The sequence below is a fragment of the Bradyrhizobium sp. IC4060 genome, assembly GCF_020193715.1.
GTDB classification, from domain to species: domain Bacteria; phylum Pseudomonadota; class Alphaproteobacteria; order Rhizobiales; family Xanthobacteraceae; genus Bradyrhizobium; species Bradyrhizobium yuanmingense.
Map to the genome: position 1 here is coordinate 129,259 of NZ_JADYVJ010000006.1, position 18,836 is coordinate 148,094.

13 protein-coding genes are annotated in these 18,836 nt (G+C 66.5%); all 13 read right to left on the bottom strand.

What is annotated here, in order from left to right:
- Positions 1–33: 33 nt before the first annotated feature.
- Entirely contained in the window at positions 34–2,559 is a 2,526-nt protein-coding gene (gene bamA / locus I6F16_RS21170) for an outer membrane protein assembly factor BamA (protein WP_036010019.1), read from the bottom strand.
- A gap of 176 nt (positions 2,560–2,735) precedes the next feature.
- Entirely contained in the window at positions 2,736–3,887 is a 1,152-nt protein-coding gene (gene rseP / locus I6F16_RS21175; protein WP_225112540.1) for an RIP metalloprotease RseP, read from the bottom strand.
- Between the two features lie 44 nt (positions 3,888–3,931).
- On the bottom strand, positions 3,932–5,155 hold the full coding sequence (gene dxr, locus I6F16_RS21180) for a 1-deoxy-D-xylulose-5-phosphate reductoisomerase (protein ID WP_225112541.1): 1,224 nt from the start codon (positions 5,153–5,155) through the stop codon (positions 3,932–3,934).
- A gap of 4 nt (positions 5,156–5,159) precedes the next feature.
- Complete coding sequence (locus tag I6F16_RS21185; RefSeq protein ID WP_225112542.1) at positions 5,160–6,002, bottom strand: phosphatidate cytidylyltransferase; 843 nt, start codon at positions 6,000–6,002, stop codon at positions 5,160–5,162.
- A complete protein-coding gene (locus I6F16_RS21190; RefSeq protein WP_036010029.1) occupies positions 5,999–6,757 on the bottom strand; it encodes an isoprenyl transferase in 759 nt (252 codons plus the stop codon). Before I6F16_RS21190 ends, I6F16_RS21185 begins: the two co-directional genes overlap by 4 nt.
- Positions 6,758–6,861: 104 nt before the next feature.
- Positions 6,862–7,425 (bottom strand): ribosome recycling factor, encoded by a 564-nt coding sequence (gene frr, locus I6F16_RS21195; RefSeq protein ID WP_025036556.1) that lies wholly within the window; start codon positions 7,423–7,425, stop codon positions 6,862–6,864.
- Between the two features lie 65 nt (positions 7,426–7,490).
- On the bottom strand, positions 7,491–8,207 hold the full coding sequence (gene pyrH / locus I6F16_RS21200; RefSeq protein ID WP_036010035.1) for a UMP kinase: 717 nt from the start codon (positions 8,205–8,207) through the stop codon (positions 7,491–7,493).
- Positions 8,208–8,266: 59 nt separating this feature from the next.
- Positions 8,267–9,190 carry a translation elongation factor Ts gene (gene tsf, locus I6F16_RS21205; protein WP_225112543.1) on the bottom strand — a complete coding sequence of 308 codons (924 nt, stop codon included), beginning with the start codon at positions 9,188–9,190 and terminating at the stop codon, positions 8,267–8,269.
- Between the two features lie 132 nt (positions 9,191–9,322).
- Positions 9,323–10,318: a 30S ribosomal protein S2 gene (locus tag I6F16_RS21210; RefSeq protein ID WP_036010040.1), complete on the bottom strand. Its 996-nt coding sequence runs from the start codon at positions 10,316–10,318 to the stop codon at positions 9,323–9,325.
- A gap of 211 nt (positions 10,319–10,529) precedes the next feature.
- Complete coding sequence (locus I6F16_RS21215; RefSeq protein WP_225173979.1) at positions 10,530–13,337, bottom strand: caspase family protein; 2,808 nt, start codon at positions 13,335–13,337, stop codon at positions 10,530–10,532.
- A gap of 222 nt (positions 13,338–13,559) precedes the next feature.
- A complete protein-coding gene (locus tag I6F16_RS21220) occupies positions 13,560–14,345 on the bottom strand; it encodes a carbonic anhydrase (RefSeq protein ID WP_225113123.1) in 786 nt (261 codons plus the stop codon).
- 249 nt (positions 14,346–14,594) lie between these two features.
- Complete coding sequence (locus I6F16_RS21225; RefSeq protein ID WP_036010067.1) at positions 14,595–14,957, bottom strand: DUF2846 domain-containing protein; 363 nt, start codon at positions 14,955–14,957, stop codon at positions 14,595–14,597.
- A gap of 271 nt (positions 14,958–15,228) precedes the next feature.
- The gene (gene dnaE / locus I6F16_RS21230) at positions 15,229–18,732 is read right to left on the bottom strand and encodes a DNA polymerase III subunit alpha (RefSeq protein ID WP_225113122.1); all 3,504 of its coding nucleotides are present in this window, start codon (positions 18,730–18,732) and stop codon (positions 15,229–15,231) included.
- Positions 18,733–18,836 lie beyond the last annotated feature (104 nt).

Here is an 18,836-nt window from a genome sequence, read left to right on the forward strand (position 1 = left end):
TCCGGTGATCCGGATCGTGCCGTGCTGATCGAATTAGAACGTGGTGCCGCCGCCGAACCGGAATTCCTGCGTGCGGTCGTACTTGCCCTTGCTGAGCGGCACGGCGTAGTCGAAGCGCAGCGGTCCGAACGGCGACTGCCAGATCACGCCGACACCGACCGACGAGCGAACGACCTTGCTGTCGTCATAGACGAGACCGGTGCAGGTCCCAGTGCTCGAGGGATTGATGCTCGACGGGATACATCCCGGCGCATTGACCTCGTTGGTGGTGGTCCAGCTCGTCGGTCCCTTGTAGTCATAGAGGCCGCCGGCGTCGGCATAGACCGCGCCCTTCAGACCCACTTCCTTGGGCAGGAACCAGAACGGCATCTGCAATTCGAACGAAGCACCCCAATACTGGGTGCCGCCGAGCGCATCCTGCGTGCCGAACGGGTTCAAGTCGCGCGGACCGATGCCGTTCGGGGCGAAGCCGCGGACGAGGTTCGGGCCCATCTGGAAGTGGTCGAGCATGCGCAGATCGGTGCCGATCTTGTTCAGCATGCCGCCTTGCAGGCGGACGAGGCCGACGATGTCGGACACCAGCGGCGTGTAGTACTTCGCGTCGACGACCGACTTCAGATAGGAGACGTCGCCGCCGACGCCGGCGAAGTCCTGCCGGAAGTCGACGAGCAGACCGTCGGTCGGGTTCTTGTTGTTGTCCAGCGTGTTGTAGGTCAGCGTGTAGCCGAGCGCCGAAGTCAGCGTCTTGCCGTTAGCGAGCTCCTTGCGCACCGGCAGCGAGGCTTCGCCGTCGTTATAGCAGCCGAGGCCGTTGGTGGACGGATCCAGAGGTATACCGGTGGCAGCAGAGAAGGCCGGGCTGGGATTGAAGGCCGCCGAACCAACCACGTTGTTACAGTTCGCCAGGTAGCCCGGCAGGGTGATTTCCTGCCGATAGATCGAGTAGCGCACCTGGAGCGAGAGATCTTCACGCAAGGAGAAGCCGAGGCGCGGCGAGAAGCCGAGCGTCTTGGTGCCGTAGGAGATGTAGCTGTTGGACTTCTGCTCACGCTGATAGAGGTCGAGGCCGAGCGCGACGCGGTAGTCGAGCAGGTACGGCTCGACGAACGACAGCGAGTAGCCGCGCGCATACTGGCCATAGGTCACCGCAGCCTTGGCGAACAGGCCGCGACCGAGCAGGTTGCGCTCGGAGATCGAGACTTCGGCCAGCGCGCCGTCGGTGGTGGAGTAACCGCCCGAGACCGAGAAGTCGCCGGTCGACTTTTCTTCCATGTCGACGATCAGGATGACGCGGTCACTCGACGAGCCCGGCTCGGTCGTGATCTTCACGCTCTTGAAATAGTCGAGGTTCTTCAGCCGCCGCTCGGCACGGTCGACCAGCGCGCGGTTGTAGGCGTCGCCTTCCGAGATGTCGAACTCGCGGCGGATCACGTAGTCGCGCGTGCGGGTGTTGCCGCGCAGGTTGATGCGCTCAATATAAGTGCGCGGGCCCTCGTCGATGTTGAACACGACGGACACGGTGTGCGCTTCGAAGTTGCGATCGCCGCCGGGCCGGACCACGGCAAAGGCATAGCCGCGGCGGGAGGCTTCGATCTGCATCTCCTCGACCGACTTCTCGACCAATTCGACGTTGTAGAGCGAGCCGACATTGAGGCGCGAATAGGCGCGCATCGAGCTCGGATCGAAGTTTGGAATGCTGCTGCGGAAATCCACCGCGCCGACGCGGTATTGCTGACCTTCCTCGATCTTGAAGGTGACGTTGAAGCCCTTCTTCTCCGGATCGTACTCGGTCAGCGCCGCGACGACCTGCACGTCCGCGAAGCCGTTCTTGAGGTAGAATCGGCGGATCAGGTCGCGATCGGCTTCGACGCGGTCGGGATCGTAGACGTCACCGCTGCCGAGGAAGCTCAGCAGATTCGTCTCGCGCGTCTTGATCACGTCGCGGAGGCGGTAGGACGAGAAGGCATTGTTGCCGACGAACTCGATCGACCGGACGCCGGTCTTGACGCCCTCCTCGACCGTGAAGATCAGGTCGACGCGGTTGTTCGGCTGCTCGATGATCTCGGGCGTGACGCGCACGTCGTAGCGGCCGGAGCGGCGATAGATTTCGGCGATACGGAGCGTGTCCGACTGCACCATGGCGCGGGAGAAGGTGCCGCGCGCCTTGGACTGGACTTCAGCAGTGAGCTGCTCGTCCTTGATCTTCTTGTTGCCCTCGAAGGCGATACGGCCGATCACCGGGTTTTCCACCACGGAGACGATGAGCTGGCCGCCGGAACCGCGGTTGATCCTGACGTCCTGGAACAGGCCGGTCTCGATCAACGCCTTGAGGCCGTCGTCGATGGCGGCCTGATCCAGCCGGCCGCCGGGACCCGGCTTGAAATAGGAGCGGATCGTCTCCACCTCGACGCGGCGATTCCCTTCGACGGAAATCGACTGAACGGTCTGGGCGAGCGCAGACGAAGACACGAAAACAGCCCCAACCGGGGCAACCACCGGCGCGCCGAACAAGATCAGGGTCGCGAGCAAGCCCCCCCGGAGTCGCAGTCCAAACTTCATCGCGCAACGCGCCCTTATCATTCCCTGCCAGACCCAACCCCAACGCCGGTCCGGAGATTCCCCAAGTTCAGGCCGCTTGTAGCCAATTTCGCCGACGCCGCAAACGGCCGAAAGCGCCGTAATTTCAATTTCATTCCAAGACGTTGCTCAACAGCAACGCCACAAAAAAGCCCCTATCAGGAAGCTGCCATCCGCAGGATGTCGTTGTAGGTCGCAAACACCATCAACATCAGCACCAGGCCAAGCCCGATTCGGAACCCCATTTCCTGGGTCCGCTCGGACAAAGGCCGGCCCCGGACCACCTCGGCCGCATAGAACATCAGGTGGCCGCCATCGAGCAGCGGGATCGGGAACAGGTTCAAAAGGCCGATCGACACCGACAGCACCGCGCAGAGATTGATCACGAACTGGAACCCAGCGCTGGCCGCCTGCCCCGACATTTTCGCGATTCCCAGGACGCCGCTGACCTCGTTCGGATTGCCCTGGCCGACGAACAGCGAGCCCAGGAACTTGAAAGTGCTGGTGATGATGAACCAGACCTGCTCGACGCCGATCTTGAGCGCTTCGCCGACGCCGACCGGGGTGGTCGAGGCCTCCCCGGCCTGCGACTTGTGCTCGATGCCGAGAACGCCGAGACGGTGGCTGTTGCCGAACGGGTCCTTGCGCTCCAGCAGCGCCGGGGTCGCGGTCAGCGAGACGACGGCGCCGTCGCGCTTCACCTGGAAAGTAAGAGCCGAACCGGCGTTCATCGCAACGATTCGCTGCATGTCGGCAAAGCTCTCGATCGGCTTGCCGTCGATCTGGATGACGACGTCGCCCACCTTGAAGCCGGCGGCAGCCGCCGCGCCGTTGGCGACGACGCCGTCGACCCGGGCGATCGTGCTCGGCTTGCCGTAATAGAGCGCCATTCCGGCGAAGATCAGCGCGCCCAGGATGAAATTGGCGATTGGTCCGGCCGCGACAATCGCCGCCCGGGGACCGACCTTCTTGTGGTGGAAGCTGCCGGCGCGCTCCTCGGCCGACATAGACGCCAGCGTCTGGGCCGACGGGGTCGAGGCCTCGCTCTCGTCGCCGAAGAACTTGACGTAGCCGCCGAGCGGGATCGCCGAGATCTTCCAGCGGGTGCCATGGCGGTCGTTGAAGCCGACCAGCTCGGGGCCGAAGCCGAGCGAAAAGGTTAACACGCGTACGCCCGCCCAGCGCGCGACCAGGAAATGGCCGAGCTCGTGGAAGAACACGACAATGGTCAGGACGAACAGGAAGGGAACCGCGTAGCCGAGGAGCCCATGGCTCAAAGTATTGAAACTATGGACGAAAAAGTCGATCATCGAATTCCCTCACCCAGCGCCGCAAGGCCCTGGTCCCGAACCAACTAGGATGCCTTTAAGGCAATTTGAGGCAATAGGGCGGCAGCCCTATTTCGCGCAACATGGTCAACAGAGATTGCATCGTCTGCGGAGGTCAGGGGCGCCTGGTTGCCGCCTGCGATCCAATCCTCGAGGGTCGCCTCGACCAGCCGGGCAATCGCCCCGAACCGGATCTTGCCGCCGATGAAGGCGGCCACCGCGACCTCGTTGGCGGCATTGTAGACGGTGGTCGCGCCCTTCCCGGTCCGGAGCGATTCGTAGGCCAACCGCAGTCCGGGGAAGCGCTCGAAGTCCGGCGCTTCGAAGGTCAGCTGGCCGATCTTGGCAAGGTCGAGCTTGGCCGCCGGGCCCTTGATTCGATCGGGCCAGCCGAGGCAATGGGCGATCGGCGTCCTCATGTCGGGCGCGCCGAGCTGGGCCACCACCGAGCGGTCGGAAAACTCGACCATGCCGTGGATGATCGACTGCGGATGAACCAGCACGTCGATCTCGTCCGGTGAGAGCGCGAACAGGTAGGACGCCTCGATCACCTCGAGCCCCTTGTTCATCATCGAGGCCGAATCGATCGTGATCTTCTGGCCCATGCTCCAGTTCGGATGCTTCAGGGCCTGCTCGAGCGTCGCCTGCTCGATGTCTGAGGGCTTCCAGGTCCGGAACGGGCCGCCGGAGGCGGTGATGATGACGCGGACGAGCTCGTCACGATTGCCTGAGCTCAGCGCCTGGAACAGCGCGTTGTGCTCGGAATCGGCCGGCAGGATGCAGGCGCCGGCTTTTGCCGCACGCTGCATGAAGAAGTCGCCGGCGCAGACCAGGCACTCCTTGTTGGCGAGCGCGACATACGCGCCGCGATCGACCGCGGCGAGCGCCGGCTTCAGCCCGGCAGCGCCGCTGACCGCCGCCATCACCCAGTCGGCCGGACGCGCGCCGGCCTCGATCACCGCGCTTTCGCCGGCGCCGCATTCGGTACTGGTGCCCGCGAGCGCAGCCTTGAGCTCGTCGAGCTTGGAGGTGTCGGCGATCGCGACATAGCGCGCGTTGAATTCCTTGGCGAGCTTGGCGAGCGCTGCGACATTGCCGTTCGCCGTCAGCGCCTCGACACGGTAGCGCTCGGGCGAGGCGCGCAAGAGATCCATCGTGCTGTCGCCGATCGAGCCGGTGGCACCGAGGACCGTGACGCTGCGAATGTCGGACGCAGCAAGCCTGTTGTTACGCAAGGGAACGGCGCTCATATCCTCACCAAACCATAAGACCGCTTCCGGCGCTATGCACACCATGGCGGAAAAAGCCGATAAACCAGGCCGCCAGGATGGCGGCGACAAATCCGTCCAGGCGGTCCATAAGCCCGCCATGGCCGGGAATTAAGTGACTGGAATCCTTGACACCGAAGCGCCGCTTCACGGCGGATTCAAAGAGATCGCCGAGCTGCGACACCATCGACAGGACGGCGCCGACGAGCAGCAGCGGAACCAGCTTTCCGATCCCGCAGGCGGCGAAGCCGGCCGCGACCGCAAGGCTCGCCGCAAAGCCGCCGAGCGCGCCGGCCCAGGTCTTTTTCGGGCTCACGCGCGGCCATAATTTCGGGCCGCCGATGCTGCGTCCGGCGAAATAGCCGCCGATGTCGGTCGCCCACACCACGAGCAGCACGAACATCAGCGCGGAGAAGCCGTTGACGAGATCCTTGCGCACCAGGATCGAGGCCAGCAGCGCCGCCGCCGCATAGGCAAACCCGCTCGCCGCCCACAAGAACTTGCCCCGGGCGATCAGCGTCACGATGGCACCGCCGATGAGGCCGGTGACGACGGAGGTCTTGAGCGCGCCGAAAGCGACGGAGGCTCCCATCATGGCGATCACGACCGTCCCTGCCCCGGTCAGCGCGGCCGACGCTGCGCCCACCACCATCAGCCATTCTGCGAACAGCCCGATCGAGACCAGGGTGACGAGAAGCGCCCACAACCAGCCACCGGCATAGGCGATCGCGATGGCCAGCGGCGCCAGCACCAGCGCTGCGAGGACCCGCATCACCAGATTGCTCGGGGCAGGCTTGGCGCCCGCCGATGCAGGATCGGGTTCGTTCACGAGGCGGTCTTCGCAACCAGGCCGCCGAAACGGCGCTCGCGCCTGGCAAATTCGGCGATCGCGCTTTCCAGCGCCGCCTTGTCGAAGTCGGGCCAATGGATCGGCACGAACACGAGCTCGCTATAGGCGGCCTGCCACATCAGAAAGTTCGACAGGCGCTGCTCGCCGCTGGTGCGGATGATGAGATCAGGGTCCGGGATGTCGGGCGCATCGAGATGCGCGCCAAGCGTCTCGGCGTCGATCGTGGCAGGATCCCGCCTGCCCTCGGCGACCTCGCGGGCCAGCTTCTGCGCCGCCTTCGCAATCTCCTGCCGCGAGCCGTAGTTGAAGGCGACGACCAGCGTCAGGCGCGTGTTGTCGCGCGTCAGCTCCTCGGCCTCGTTCAGCAAGGCGCAGATGTCGCTCTCGAGCCCCTCGCGCTCGCCGATGATGCGGACCTTGACGCCGTCGCGGTGCAGGCTCGCCAGGTCGTTGCGGATGAAGCGCCGCAGCAGGCCGAACAGGTCTCCGATCTCGCTCGCCGGGCGCGACCAGTTCTCCGACGAGAACGAGAAGATGGTGAGATAACGGATGCCGAGCTCGTGCGAGGCGCGCACCACGCGGCGCAGCGCGTCGACGCCGCGGCGATGCCCTTCCGCACGCGGCAGACCGCGCGCGGCCGCCCAACGCCCGTTGCCGTCCATGATGATGGCGACATGCGCAGGCGCCTCGGACCTGTCGGGTCCTTCCGTTGCGGGCGCGGCGGCGTTGGACATGAAGGCGATGCCTTAAAGCATGATCCGGAAAAGTGCGAAGCGGTTTTCCGACAAAATCATGCGCGAACAATAGTCTAGAGCGCGATGATGATACTCATCGCGGTTTAGACGGTGAGGATTTCTTTTTCCTTGGCGGCCAGCAACTGGTCGATCTCGGCGATGGTGCCGTCGGTCGCCTTCTGCACCTCGTCGGCGTGACGCTTCTGGTCGTCCTCCGACATCTCGTGATTCTTCTCGAGCTTCTTGAGCACGTCGAGACCGTCGCGGCGGACATGGCGCGCGGCGACCTTGGCGGCTTCGGCATATTTGTGCGCGACCTTCACCAGCTCCTTGCGGCGCTCCTCGTTGAGCTCGGGAATGCGCAGGCGCAGCACCTGGCCCTCGGTCGCGGGCGACAGGCCGAGATTGGAATCGACGATCGCCTTCTCGACGGCCTTGACCATCGACTTGTCCCAGACCTGCACCGAGATCAGCCGCGGCTCCGGCACGCTGACGGTGGCGAGCTGATTGAGCGGCATGTGGCTGCCATAGGCCTCGACCTGCACCGGATCGAGCATCGAGGCGGAGGCGCGTCCCGTGCGCAGGCCGCCGAGCTCGTGCTTGAGCGAGGCGACGGCGCCCTGCATGCGACGCTTCACTTCGTTGAGATCGAAATTACCCGTGGCCATCACGTTTCTCCTTCAAAATCCCGGCGACCGCTCCGCACCGTCCTTTCGGCGCGTCAGATGAGCCGTCAGCCGGCGACGATGGTTCCGTGGCCGACGCCACGCAGAATCGCGCCGATCGAGCCCGGCTCCGCGATCGAGAATACGATGATAGGCAGCGATGTCTCGCGGGCAAGCGCGAAGGCGGTCGCATCCATCACCTTGTAACCGCCCTCGATCGCCTGCGAATGCGTCAGGCGGTCGAACCGCGTCGCGGTCGGATCCTGCTTCGGATCGGCCGAGTAGACCCCGTCGACATTCGTCGCCTTCAGGACCGCCTGCGCGCCGATCTCGGCGGCCCGCAGTACCGCGGTCGTGTCGGTGGTGAAGAACGGGTTGCCGGTCCCGCCGCCGAGCAGCACGATGCGGCCTTCGGCCAGGTATTTGTGTGCCGCAGTGCGGGTAAACAGCTCGGAAATCTCGGGCATGACGAAGGCCGACAGGGTCCGCGCCGGCGTTCCCTTGCGCTCGATCGCCGCTTCCAGCGCGAGGCAATTCATCATGGTGGCGAGCATGCCCATGGTGTCGCCGGTGGTGCGCGACACCCCGCGGGATGAGACCTCGACGCCGCGGACCATGTTGCCGCCACCGATCACGACCGCGACCTCAGTGCCGAGATGGCGGGCCGCGATCAGATCGTCCGCAACCCGGTCGACGGTCGGCTGATCGATGCCAAAGCCTTGCCGTCCCGCGAGATACTCGCCGGACAGCTTGATCACGACGCGACGATAGACCGGATCAGTCATGAGCACTTTCCTTGTCCGGGCGCCGCTTCCGGCGGCACGCCGGAAGGAACTTCCGGCGCTTACTTCTTGCCGCTGGCCGCGGCGACCTCGGCCGCGAAGTCGCTTTCCTGCTTCTCGATTCCCTCGCCGAGAGCATAGCGCACAAAGCCCGCGATTTTCACAGCCCCGCCGACCTTGCCCTCGGCCTCCTTCACCGCCTGCGCCACCGACTTGCCGGTGTCGTGGATGAAGGCCTGCTCGAGCAGGCAGACTTCCTTGTAGTAGGTCTTGAGGCCGGACTCGACGATCTTCTCGATCACGTTCTCGGGCTTGCCCTGCTGACGGTACTTGTCGGCCAGTACGTCCTTCTCGCGCTTGACCACGGCCGGATCGAGGCCGGACGGATCGAGCGCCAGCGGGTTGGCGGCCGCAATGTGCATCGCGATCTGACGGCCGAGCGCTGCGAGCTCATCGGCCTTGCCCGGCGATTCCAGCGCCACGATCACGCCCATCTTGCCGGCGCCGTCGATGACGGCACCATGGACGTAGTGCGAGACAACGCCCTGGCTCACCTCGAGCGCGGCGGCGCGGCGCAGCGTCATGTTCTCGCCGATGGTGGCGATCGCATCATTGATGGCGGTTTCGATCGTGACGTCGCCGACCTTGGCGGCCTTGATCTTCTCGACGTCCGCTCCGACGTCGAACGCGACCTGGGCGATCATCTTGACCAGGCCCTGGAACTGGCCGTTGCGCGCAACGAAGTCGGTCTCGGAGTTGACCTCGACCACGACGCCCTTGGTGCCCTTGGTGAGCGCGCCGATCAGGCCCTCGGCGGCGACGCGGCCCGACTTCTTGGCGGCCTTGGACAGGCCCTTCTTGCGCAGCCAGTCCTGCGCCGCTTCCATGTTGCCGTCGTTTTCGGTGAGCGCGGCCTTGCAGTCCATCATGCCCGCGCCGGTTGATTCGCGCAGGTCCTTGACCATCGCAGCTGTGATCGTTGCCATCGTTGAGAATCCTTTGTGCCTGCCGGTTTGCCGCGGCGCGGCATCAATCGCCCCGCCGCGGTCCATCTCAGGAATTCGCGTCAACTGAAATGGTGGCCGGATCCTATCCGGCCAACCCATCGCTCTTTTTAACTATTCCGCTTCCGCGGTCAGCGCCTTGGCCTTGGCCACCCAGGCATCCGCACGGCTCGGCAGACCGACTTCTTCGCCGATCGTGTGCGCGGTGTCGTGGTCGAGCTCGGCGAGCTGCCAATAGTGGAAGATGCCGAGGTCGTTGAACTTCTTCTCGATCGCGCCCGACACGCCCGGGAGCTTCTTGAGGTCGTCGGCAGTGCCGCGAGGACCCGCAAGGCCCTGGAAGCCGCTCGAAGACGCCGCCGGCAGCTCTTCGGCGACCGGCTGGGCCGAGGCGCCGACGTCGATGCCCGAATCGCCTTGCGCGCGCGAGATGCCGTCGATCGCCGCACGCGCGACGAGATCGCAGTACAGCGAGATGGCGCGGCCGGCGTCGTCATTGCCCGGCACCACATAGGTGATGCCCTTCGGGTCCGAATTGGTGTCGACGATCGCAGCGACCGGGATGTTGAGCCGCTGGGCTTCCTGGATCGCGATGTCTTCCTTGTTGGTGTCGATCACGAAGATCAGGTCGGGCAGACCGCCCATGTCCTTGATGCCGCCGAGCGAGCGGTCGAGCTTGTCGCGCTCGCGCTGCAGCGTCAGGCGCTCCTTCTTCGTGTAGGAATTGGCTTCGCCGCCCGAGAGCACGTCGTCGAGGTGACGCAGGCGCTTGATGGAAGCCGAGATCGTCTTCCAGTTGGTCAGCGTGCCGCCGAGCCAGCGCGAATTGACGAAATACTGCGCGCAGCGCTTGGCCGCGTCGGCAACGCCGTCCTGCGCCTGGCGCTTGGTGCCGACGAACAGGATGCGGCCGCCCTTGGCCACCGTGTCGCTGACGGCCTGGAGGGCCTGATGCAGCATCGGCACGGTCTGGGCGAGGTCGACGATGTGGATGTTGTTGCGGGTGCCGAAAATGAACGGAGCCATTTTCGGATTCCAGCGGTGAGACTGGTGGCCAAAGTGCACGCCAGCTTCGAGCAGCTGACGCATAGTGAAATCGGGCAGTGCCATCGTTCTAATTCTCCGGTTGGTTCCTCCGGAAACGTGTGAGCAAAACGGAGCGTTCACGCCCCGGTTGCCACCGGACGGCCTTGTGAGCCATGTTTCCGTGTGAGATGGCGCGCTATATAGCGCCATTTCGGCCAGAAGCAAGGAAATAACGGCCTTTGGGGACGCCTCTAGGCTGCTGTCGCATCCCGGCATCCCCTGCCCCTCGCGCCTCCTAACACCTGGGCTGGCCCGGGGGGCAGCTCTTCGGTGGCGGGCCGGCCGGCCGCGGAGGCGCATGCGGCGCGGCGGCCATCGGCGGCGGCGCCGGTCGGGCGACCGGAGGTGGCGGCGGCGGCGGCGCTGGCCGCGCAACCGGCGGCGGAGGTGGTGCCGGCCGCGCCATTACTGGCGGAGGCGGAGGCGGCGCCGGCCGGGCAACAGGTGGCGGCGGCGCCGGCCGCGCCACGGCCACGGGCGGAGGCGCCGCTCGCGGCGGCGGAGGTGGCGCAACCCGCGGCGGAGGCGGCGGCGTCGGCCTTGCCAGAGCCTGAGGAGGCGGCGGCGGAGCGGCGGTCCTGGCGGCCTGCGGTGGCGGTGGCGCGGGCCGATGATCCTGAACTCCGGACGGTGTCCGCGCCGCTACAGGCGGCGGCAGAGGTGTCGCGGGTTTGACCGCAGTCGGGGCCGCGGGCTTGCCGGTGGCCGCGCTCGGCGGCGGCAAAGCGCCCGGCTGGGGCCCGCCCGGCCTGCCGCGCAGGTCAGGCACAGGCGGGGTCGTTGTCCCCGGCGGCCTGGGCAGGGCCGCGGACGGGCTCGCCGCGGTTCCGGAAGCCGGCGGGGGATTGGGCGTCGTTGCCGCGTTCGGCTGCGCCGGCGGAACGTTGCCGCTCGGCGCCGTGGCGGTCGCGGCGGGCTTGCCAGGGGATGGGACGGTCCCGGGCACAGCCCCTGCCCTGGCCGGCGGCGGCCCGCCGGGGGTGCCGGGCACGGGCAGCGTATTGGCCGGCGGCAGCTTGGTCGGGGCCAGCGCTTGCGGGGTTGCTGCGGCGTTGCCGGCGGGAGCGTTCGCGCTCGGACTGGGCGTGCCGCCGGGCGTCCCCGTCGCGGGCGGCGCTCCGGCCGGCGGGCTGCCCGGAGATCCCGGCACCGGCAGCGTATTGGCCGGCGGCGGCTTGGTCGGGGCCAGCGCTTGCGGGGTTGTAGCGGCGCTGCCGGCGGGAGCGTTTGCGGTCGGACTGGGTGTGCCTCCCGGCGTCCCAGCTCCGGGCGCCGCTCCGGCTGGCGGGCTGCCGGGAGCTCCCGGCGGCGGCACAATATTGGCCTGCGGCAGCTTGGCGCCGGCGGGTGGCGGCGCTGTCGTGCCAGGGGCGACATTGGCCGGAGCCGGAGTCGCGATACCCGGCCTTGCCGTCGGCTGGATGGTCGCGCTCGGCGGCATCGGCGCCTTGCCCTGCTGGATCAGGGCGGCGCGCTGAACGACCGCCTGCGGCACGGCCGGTCCTGCCGGCGTGGCGCGGCCGGCAACCGCCGGCGCCAGATTGCCAGGTCCGATCCCAGATCCGAGCGCCGGCCCCGCGGCCGGCGGCGGCGCCGGCGGGCGGTTAATCACGGTGTTGATGACCGTGGTGTTGTGGATGTTCTGATAGATGATGTTGTTCGGCGGCGGCGCGACATAGACCGGCGGCCTCACGAACACCGGGATCGGCACGAACACCGGCTGCGGCAGCACGAACAGGCCGACCACGGGCAGCGGCGGCGGCAGCACGACGAAATCCGGCGGCGGCGGCGGCAGATAATAGACCGGCGGCGGCGGTGGCGGCGCGAAGCCGAAATCGGGATCGCTGAAATACAGCACCGGGCGATCGACATAGACCACCTCCTCCGGCGGCGGTGGCGGCACGTCGTAGTCGATCATCGCGAAGGTCGGCGGCGGCTCGGGCGGCGCGGTGAGGATCGCAAGGCGGCGCCGCGCATCCGCCGCATGCGGCCCGCGCGGATAGCGGCGCAGATACGACCAATAGGCCTCCGGCGTGTCGGTCCGGTAGGTCCGCCGCCAGGTGATGGCTTCGCGGCGCGCGGCAACGATCGCCATCACGCGCTTGGCGAGGGGATCGTTCGGATAGGCCGCGAGAAACTCTTCATAGGCCGCCAGCGTGTCGCGCTCGAGCGCGGCGGCATAGGCGTCCTGCACCCCGAGATCGCGGATCGGCTTGCCGCGGATCGCGGCGACCTGGTCGGGCGCAGCCGCCGGCGGCGCATCGGGCGCGCGCTCGAAGAACGAGAAAGGCGCCGAGATCGTCTGCTCGTTCCAGGGCACCTGCGCACCCTTGGAGGCCTCGTTGACGCGCAGGCGGACGCGGTCGAACACCTCGGGGAGCGGCAAGCCGCCGGTGCGGATCATCTCGGCGAGAGACTGCGCATAGATGCCGTAGGGCCCCGGCTCCTCCGGCGCCACCGTGCCGGGCGCGGCATTGAAGGCGATCAGCATGTTCGCCTCGGGCTCGACCAGCGCCAGACCGCTCGCGATCGGCTGACCGCCCTCGATGAAGGGCTGCGCACGGGCTGCGTCGAGCACGACGATATTGGCCTTGAGCGGAATCGAGGCGAGCTGGCGCGCATAGTCGCTGATGCGCAGGGCCTCGGTCGGTATGTCGGTGTCGCGGCTGATGTTGGAATCGACCGGGATGAAATAGTTCTCGCCGGCGAGCTGCACGCCGTAGCCGGCAAGATAGATCATCGCGACGGTGCCCGGGCCCGACGCCTGGGCCTTCTGGATGAAATCGCGCAAGCTCTTGCGCAGCGTGTCGCCGTCGAGATCGCGCGCGCCGACCACGTCGAAGCCGGCCGCCTGTAGCGTCTGCGCGATCAGGCCGGCATCGTTCGCGGTGGTCGCCAGCGGCGATTTGGCGTAGGCGCCATTGCCGACCACGAGCGCGATACGCTTTTCCTGCTGCTGGGCACGCGCCTGATGCGGCGCGCCTGCGGCAAGGACCGCCATCGGCAGGAGAAGGCAGAGGAAGACTTTGAGCGTCCCACGCATGGCTTGTGCCTGCTTTTGTCGTTGAGGTGGCCACCGCATATACCGCATATCAGGCGCGCGGCCAGCTGAATGGCACTTGAACGAAAAGCGCGGATTGAGGCGGCGGCATGGCGCCGCCGCCCAACTCAAACCTCCACGCCAAACCTCACGTCAAACCTCGAACCTCCACGTGAGGCCTGCAAGCCTCGCGACCGCACTGCGGCACAAGGCTCCTCGGTCCGTTCAGCCCTGGGCGATCAGATCGACCGTGCCCGTGGTTAGCCGGTAGATGCCGCCGACGACCTTCAGCTTGCCCTGCTCCGCGGCCGCATTGAGGATCGGCGCAGCCGTCTTCAGCTTGGCGATGTTGTCGACCACGTTCTGCCGGATCGCCTTGTTGAGCACGTCCCCGCCCTGCTGCATCGCCGCCTTTGCGGCGGGCGCGATCGCATCGACCAACGAGGGAATGTGCCCCGGCGGCGACGTATTGTCCTTGATCGCCTTCAGCGTCGCGTCGACCGCGCCGCAGGCATCATGGCCGAGCACGAGGATCAGCGGTGTGTTCAGCACCGCCACCGCATATTCCATGCTTGCGATGGTCTCGGTGCCGGCAAAATTTCCGGCGACGCGACAGACGAAGAGGTCGCCGCGCCCCGCGTCGAACGCATATTCCGGTGCGATGCGCGAGTCGGCGCAGCTCAGCACGGCCGCGAACGGATTCTGTCCGCCGGCCAGCGCCTCGCGCTCGTGCTTGAAATCGTGACGTCGCGACACGCCGGCGACGTAGCGCCCATTGCCTTCCATCAGTCGCTTCAGCGACGCGTCGGGCGACAGCACGTTCTGCGGCTTCGGCGGCTGCTTGGCGTCCTTGGCCAAGGCGCCTCTGGCGAAAGCTCCACCGGCGAAGGTCATGCCGAACGCGGCGGCGCCAAACAGCATCGCCGATCGCCGCGACGGCGCGATGTCTTGGCGCAGAGAGGCTTGGCGCAGAGATTGGTGATGCAGAGTGTCAGAACACTTGTCGCACATGTGACGTCTCCTCGGGTCAGTGGACGAATGAAGCGTCGCGAAGATAGGTGCGCCGATATGAAGAAAAAACAAATGTTAATTGATGCAACCGATGATTGCTGCACCGCGCGCTATGCTGCAAGCCGAAAGGCCGGTCATTCCGCGCCCGACGATTGCACGAACATGCGTCCGCCTGCATGCATTCGAGATCAACCCGCCAAAGAGCCCCTGCGCCAGCGCGATCAGAGGCACGTCGTCGTACCGCGCGCCCTACTCGACGGCTTCCAGCTCCGCGAGCTTCGTCCGCGCGGTTGCCTCATCCAGCGCGACGAGCTCGCCCGGCCCGAGATTGGCCTCGCCCGCCGTCGCGACGGACACGACCGCAAGTCCGGCCAAACCGCCGAGCACGGCGCCGCCCATGGCCGCATCGTGCCGGGGGCTGCTCTTGATCAGGTAGAAATGCGTCCGGCCTGCCTCCATGACGATCTCGCGCTTGGTCTCGCCCGGAAACATCAGCTCGGTGAGCAGCACGTCGTGACGCCCGGCAGGCCGGTCGGCATAGGCATATTTCCCGGCCACGACTTTTCCGAGCGGCGCACCGTCGAGCTTCACCTCGCAGGCGCAAATGGCCATGCTCAAGCCGCTCCTCTTGTCCTGCAGGAACACCACACGCGAGTGCCCCGCGCGCGGAGGACCAACCTTTTTCGACACCGACGCAAAGTCCGTCCCAACCTGATTGCTGACGCACCCCGTCAGCATGGCACAAACGGCCAACAACAACGCAACCTGTCGCAGCATCACACGCCCCATTCCATTCCCCGGGACATGCTAGTCGGAATCAGCGCAGGGTTGCAACCGATGCAGTATGACGACTTTGCAAAAACCGGAACGCGTGGCGGAGAAGCTAAAGCTGCTGCACGTCGACGACGCCTGCCACCGCCTTGATCGCGCCGGCGATCTGCGGCGAGACCTTGAAGCGGCCGGGCAGCTTCATCTCCACCTCGGTCTCGAGGTCGAGCATCAGCACCAGCGAGACCTCGCCGTCGCCGTTTCCGCGCGGTGCGATGTTGGGACTGCCGACCTTCGGCGCGCCGCCGCTGGAAGCCGCCATCTCGGACCCGGCGAGACGCTTGGCAATCGAGTCCAGCGGCTTGGTGTCGCGCAGGAAGATGCGCAGCCCCTTCTGCGTCTTGGCCGCGGCATCATCGAGCGGCTCGGCATGCAGCACGCGGGCGCGGACGTCCTCGCCCTGAAGCTCGGCCCCGAGTTGCAGCAGCACGGCCGCGCCCGGCTCCAGCACGTCGCGATATTGCGCAAGGCCTTCCGAGAACAGCACCGCCTCGAAATGGCCGGTGGGATCGGACAGCCCCATGATGCCCATCTTGTTGCCGGTCTTGGTACGCCGCTCCATGCGCGAGACCACGGTCGCGGCGACCTTGCCGGCGGTGGCGCCGGTCTTCACCGCGCGCGAGAACTCGGCCCAGCTCTGCACCCGCAGCCGCTTCAGCACGGTCGCGTAATCGTCGAGCGGATGCCCCGACAGGAAGAAGCCGATCGCGTCGTATTCGCGGCGCAGCCGCTCGGCCGGCAGCCATGGCTCGACCTGCGGCAGCATGATGGTCGGCGCATCCGCCGACATGCCGAACATGTCGTTCTGGCCGATGGTCGCAGCTTCATGCGCGCGCTGGCAGGCGGCGAGGATCGCATCCGCACCGGCAAAGACGCGCGCCCGGTTCGGCTCCAGCGTGTCGAAGGCGCCGGCGGCGGCGAGACTTTCGATGATGCGCTTGTTGATCGCGCGCGGCGAGACGCGCGCGGCGAAATCCGCGAGCGAGGTGAACAGGCCGCCCCGGGTGCGCTCCGCGATGATCTGCTCGATCGCCTGGATGCCGACGCCCTTGAGCGCGGCGAGCGCGTAGTAGATCGTGTTCTCGCCGACCTCGAAGGTCGCGCCCGACCGATTGATGTTCGGCGGCTCGACCTTGATGCCGAGGCGCTGCGCCTCGGAGCGGAATTCGGAGAGCTTGTCCGTGTTGTTGAGATCGAGCGTCATCGACGCGGCGATGAACTCCACCGGATAATGCGCCTTCATGTAGGCGGTGTGATAGGACACCAGCGCATAGGCCGCCGCGTGACTCTTGTTGAAGCCGTAGTCGGCGAACTTCGCCAGCAATTCGAAGATGGTCTCGGCCTGCCCCTTCGGCACGCCGTTCTTCACCGCACCCGCAACGAAGATGTCGCGCTGCTTGTCCATCTCGGCGCGGATCTTCTTGCCCATGGCGCGGCGCAGGAGGTCGGCGTCGCCGAGCGAGTAGCCCGACATCACCTGCGCGATTTGCATCACCTGCTCCTGGTAGATGATGACGCCGAAGGTCTCCTTCAGGATCGGCTCGAGCACGGGATGCAGATATTCCGGCTCCTCGTCGCCGTGCTTGCGCGCGCAATAGGTCGGGATGTTCGCCATCGGGCCCGGCCGATAGAGCGCGACCAGCGCGATGATGTCCTCGAAACGGTCGGGGCGCATGTCGATCAGCGCCCGCCGCATGCCCTGGCTTTCAACCTGGAACACACCGACCACGTCGCCGCGCGCCAGCATCTGATAGCTCTCGGCATCGTCGATCGGCAGCGTGGCGAGATCGACATCGATGCCGCGCGGCTTGAGCAGCTTGCAGGCGACGTCGAGCACGGTGAGCGTCTTCAGGCCGAGGAAGTCAAACTTCACGAGGCCCGCCGGCTCGACCCATTTCATGTTGAACTGGGTCACCGGCATGTCGGATTTGGGATCGCGGTAGAGCGGCACGAGCTCGCTCAAGGGGCGATCGCCGATCACGATGCCGGCCGCGTGGGTCGAGGCGTGGCGGGTCAGGCCTTCGAGACGCTGGGCGATGTCGAAGGCGCGCGCCACCACGGGATCTTCGTCGCGGAACGCCTGCAGCTTCGGCTCGCTCTCGATCGCGGCCGCCAGCGTCACCGGCGCCGCCGGATTCTGCGGCACCAGCTTGGTCAGCTTGTCGACCTGGCCGTAGGGCATCTGCAGCACGCGGCCGACGTCGCGCAGCACGCCGCGCGCCTGCAGCGTACCGAAGGTGATGATCTGCGCGACCTGGTCGCGGCCGTAGCGCTGCTGCACGTAACTGATCACCTCGCCGCGGCGGTCCTGGCAGAAGTCGATGTCGAAGTCCGGCATCGAGACGCGTTCCGGATTGAGGAAGCGCTCGAACAGCAGGCCGAACTTGATCGGGTCGAGGTCGGTGATCGTCAGCGCCCACGCCACCAGCGAGCCTGCGCCGGAGCCGCGGCCCGGCCCGACCGGAATGCCGTGAGCCTTGGCCCATTTGATGAAGTCGGACACGATCAGGAAGTAGCCCGCGTACTTCATGCGCATGATGACGTCGAGCTCGAACGCCAGGCGCTTGTTGTAGTCTTCTTCCGTCGTGCCCTGAGAGAGGCCGTGCACGCGCAGACGGTTGGCGAGCCCCTCCTCCGCCTGGCGCTTCAGCTCGGCCGCCTCGACCGCGGCGGCATCCGAGCTCGCCGCGGCGCCGACGGTGAACAACGGCAGGATGGGCTTGCGCGTCATCGGCCGGAACGAGCAGCGCTCGGCGATCTCCACCGTCGAGGCCAGCGCCTCCGGAATGTCGGCGAACAGCACCGCCATCTCGGCGCGCGTCTTGAAGCGATGATCCGGCGTCAGCTGCACACGGTCGGTCTCGGCGATCAGCCGGCCGCCGGCGATGCAGAGCAGCGCATCATGTGCTTCGTAATCGTCGGTGGTTGCGAAATACGGCTCGTTGGTCGCAACCAGCGGCAGTCCCTTGGCGTAGGCGATGTCGATCAGGCCGCCTTCGACGCGCCGCTCCTTCTCGGCGTTGTGGCGCTGCAATTCGATGTAGAGACGGTCGCCGAAAAGAGCGGCCAGACGCTCGCACCGCGCGCCGGCGAGCTCGGCCATGCCGCCGGCGAGCGCCAGCGAGATCGGCCCGTCCGGCCCGCCCGTCAGCGCAATCAGGCCCTCGGTCTCGCCCTCGAGCCAGTCGAGCTTGATGAACGGAGCATGGCTGTCCGGCGATTCCAGGAACGCGCGCGAGTTCAGCCGCATCAGGCTGCGATAACCGCGCTCCTGCGCGGCGAGCAGCACCACGCGCGAGGGTCCCATCGCGTTGCGCGCGTTGGGATCCTGATCGCCGAAATCGATGGCGAGCTCGCAGCCCACGATCGGCTGGATGCCGGAGCTCGCCATCTTGTCGGAGAACTCCAGCGCGCCGAACAGATTGTCGGTGTCGGTCAGTGCCAGCGCCGGCTGGTGGTCCTTCTTGGCAAGCTCGGCGAGCTTGGCGATCTTGATCGAGCCCTTGAGCAGCGAATAGGCCGAGTGAACGTGAAGGTGGACAAATCCGGCGCTCGGCATGGTCGCGTGACGGCCTCTTGCAGATGAGATGGAGCGGTCGCCGGCGCCTCAAGGCATCATGCACTCGCGGCCGACTCGCCTCTCAATGGTGGGGTCTCACAGCT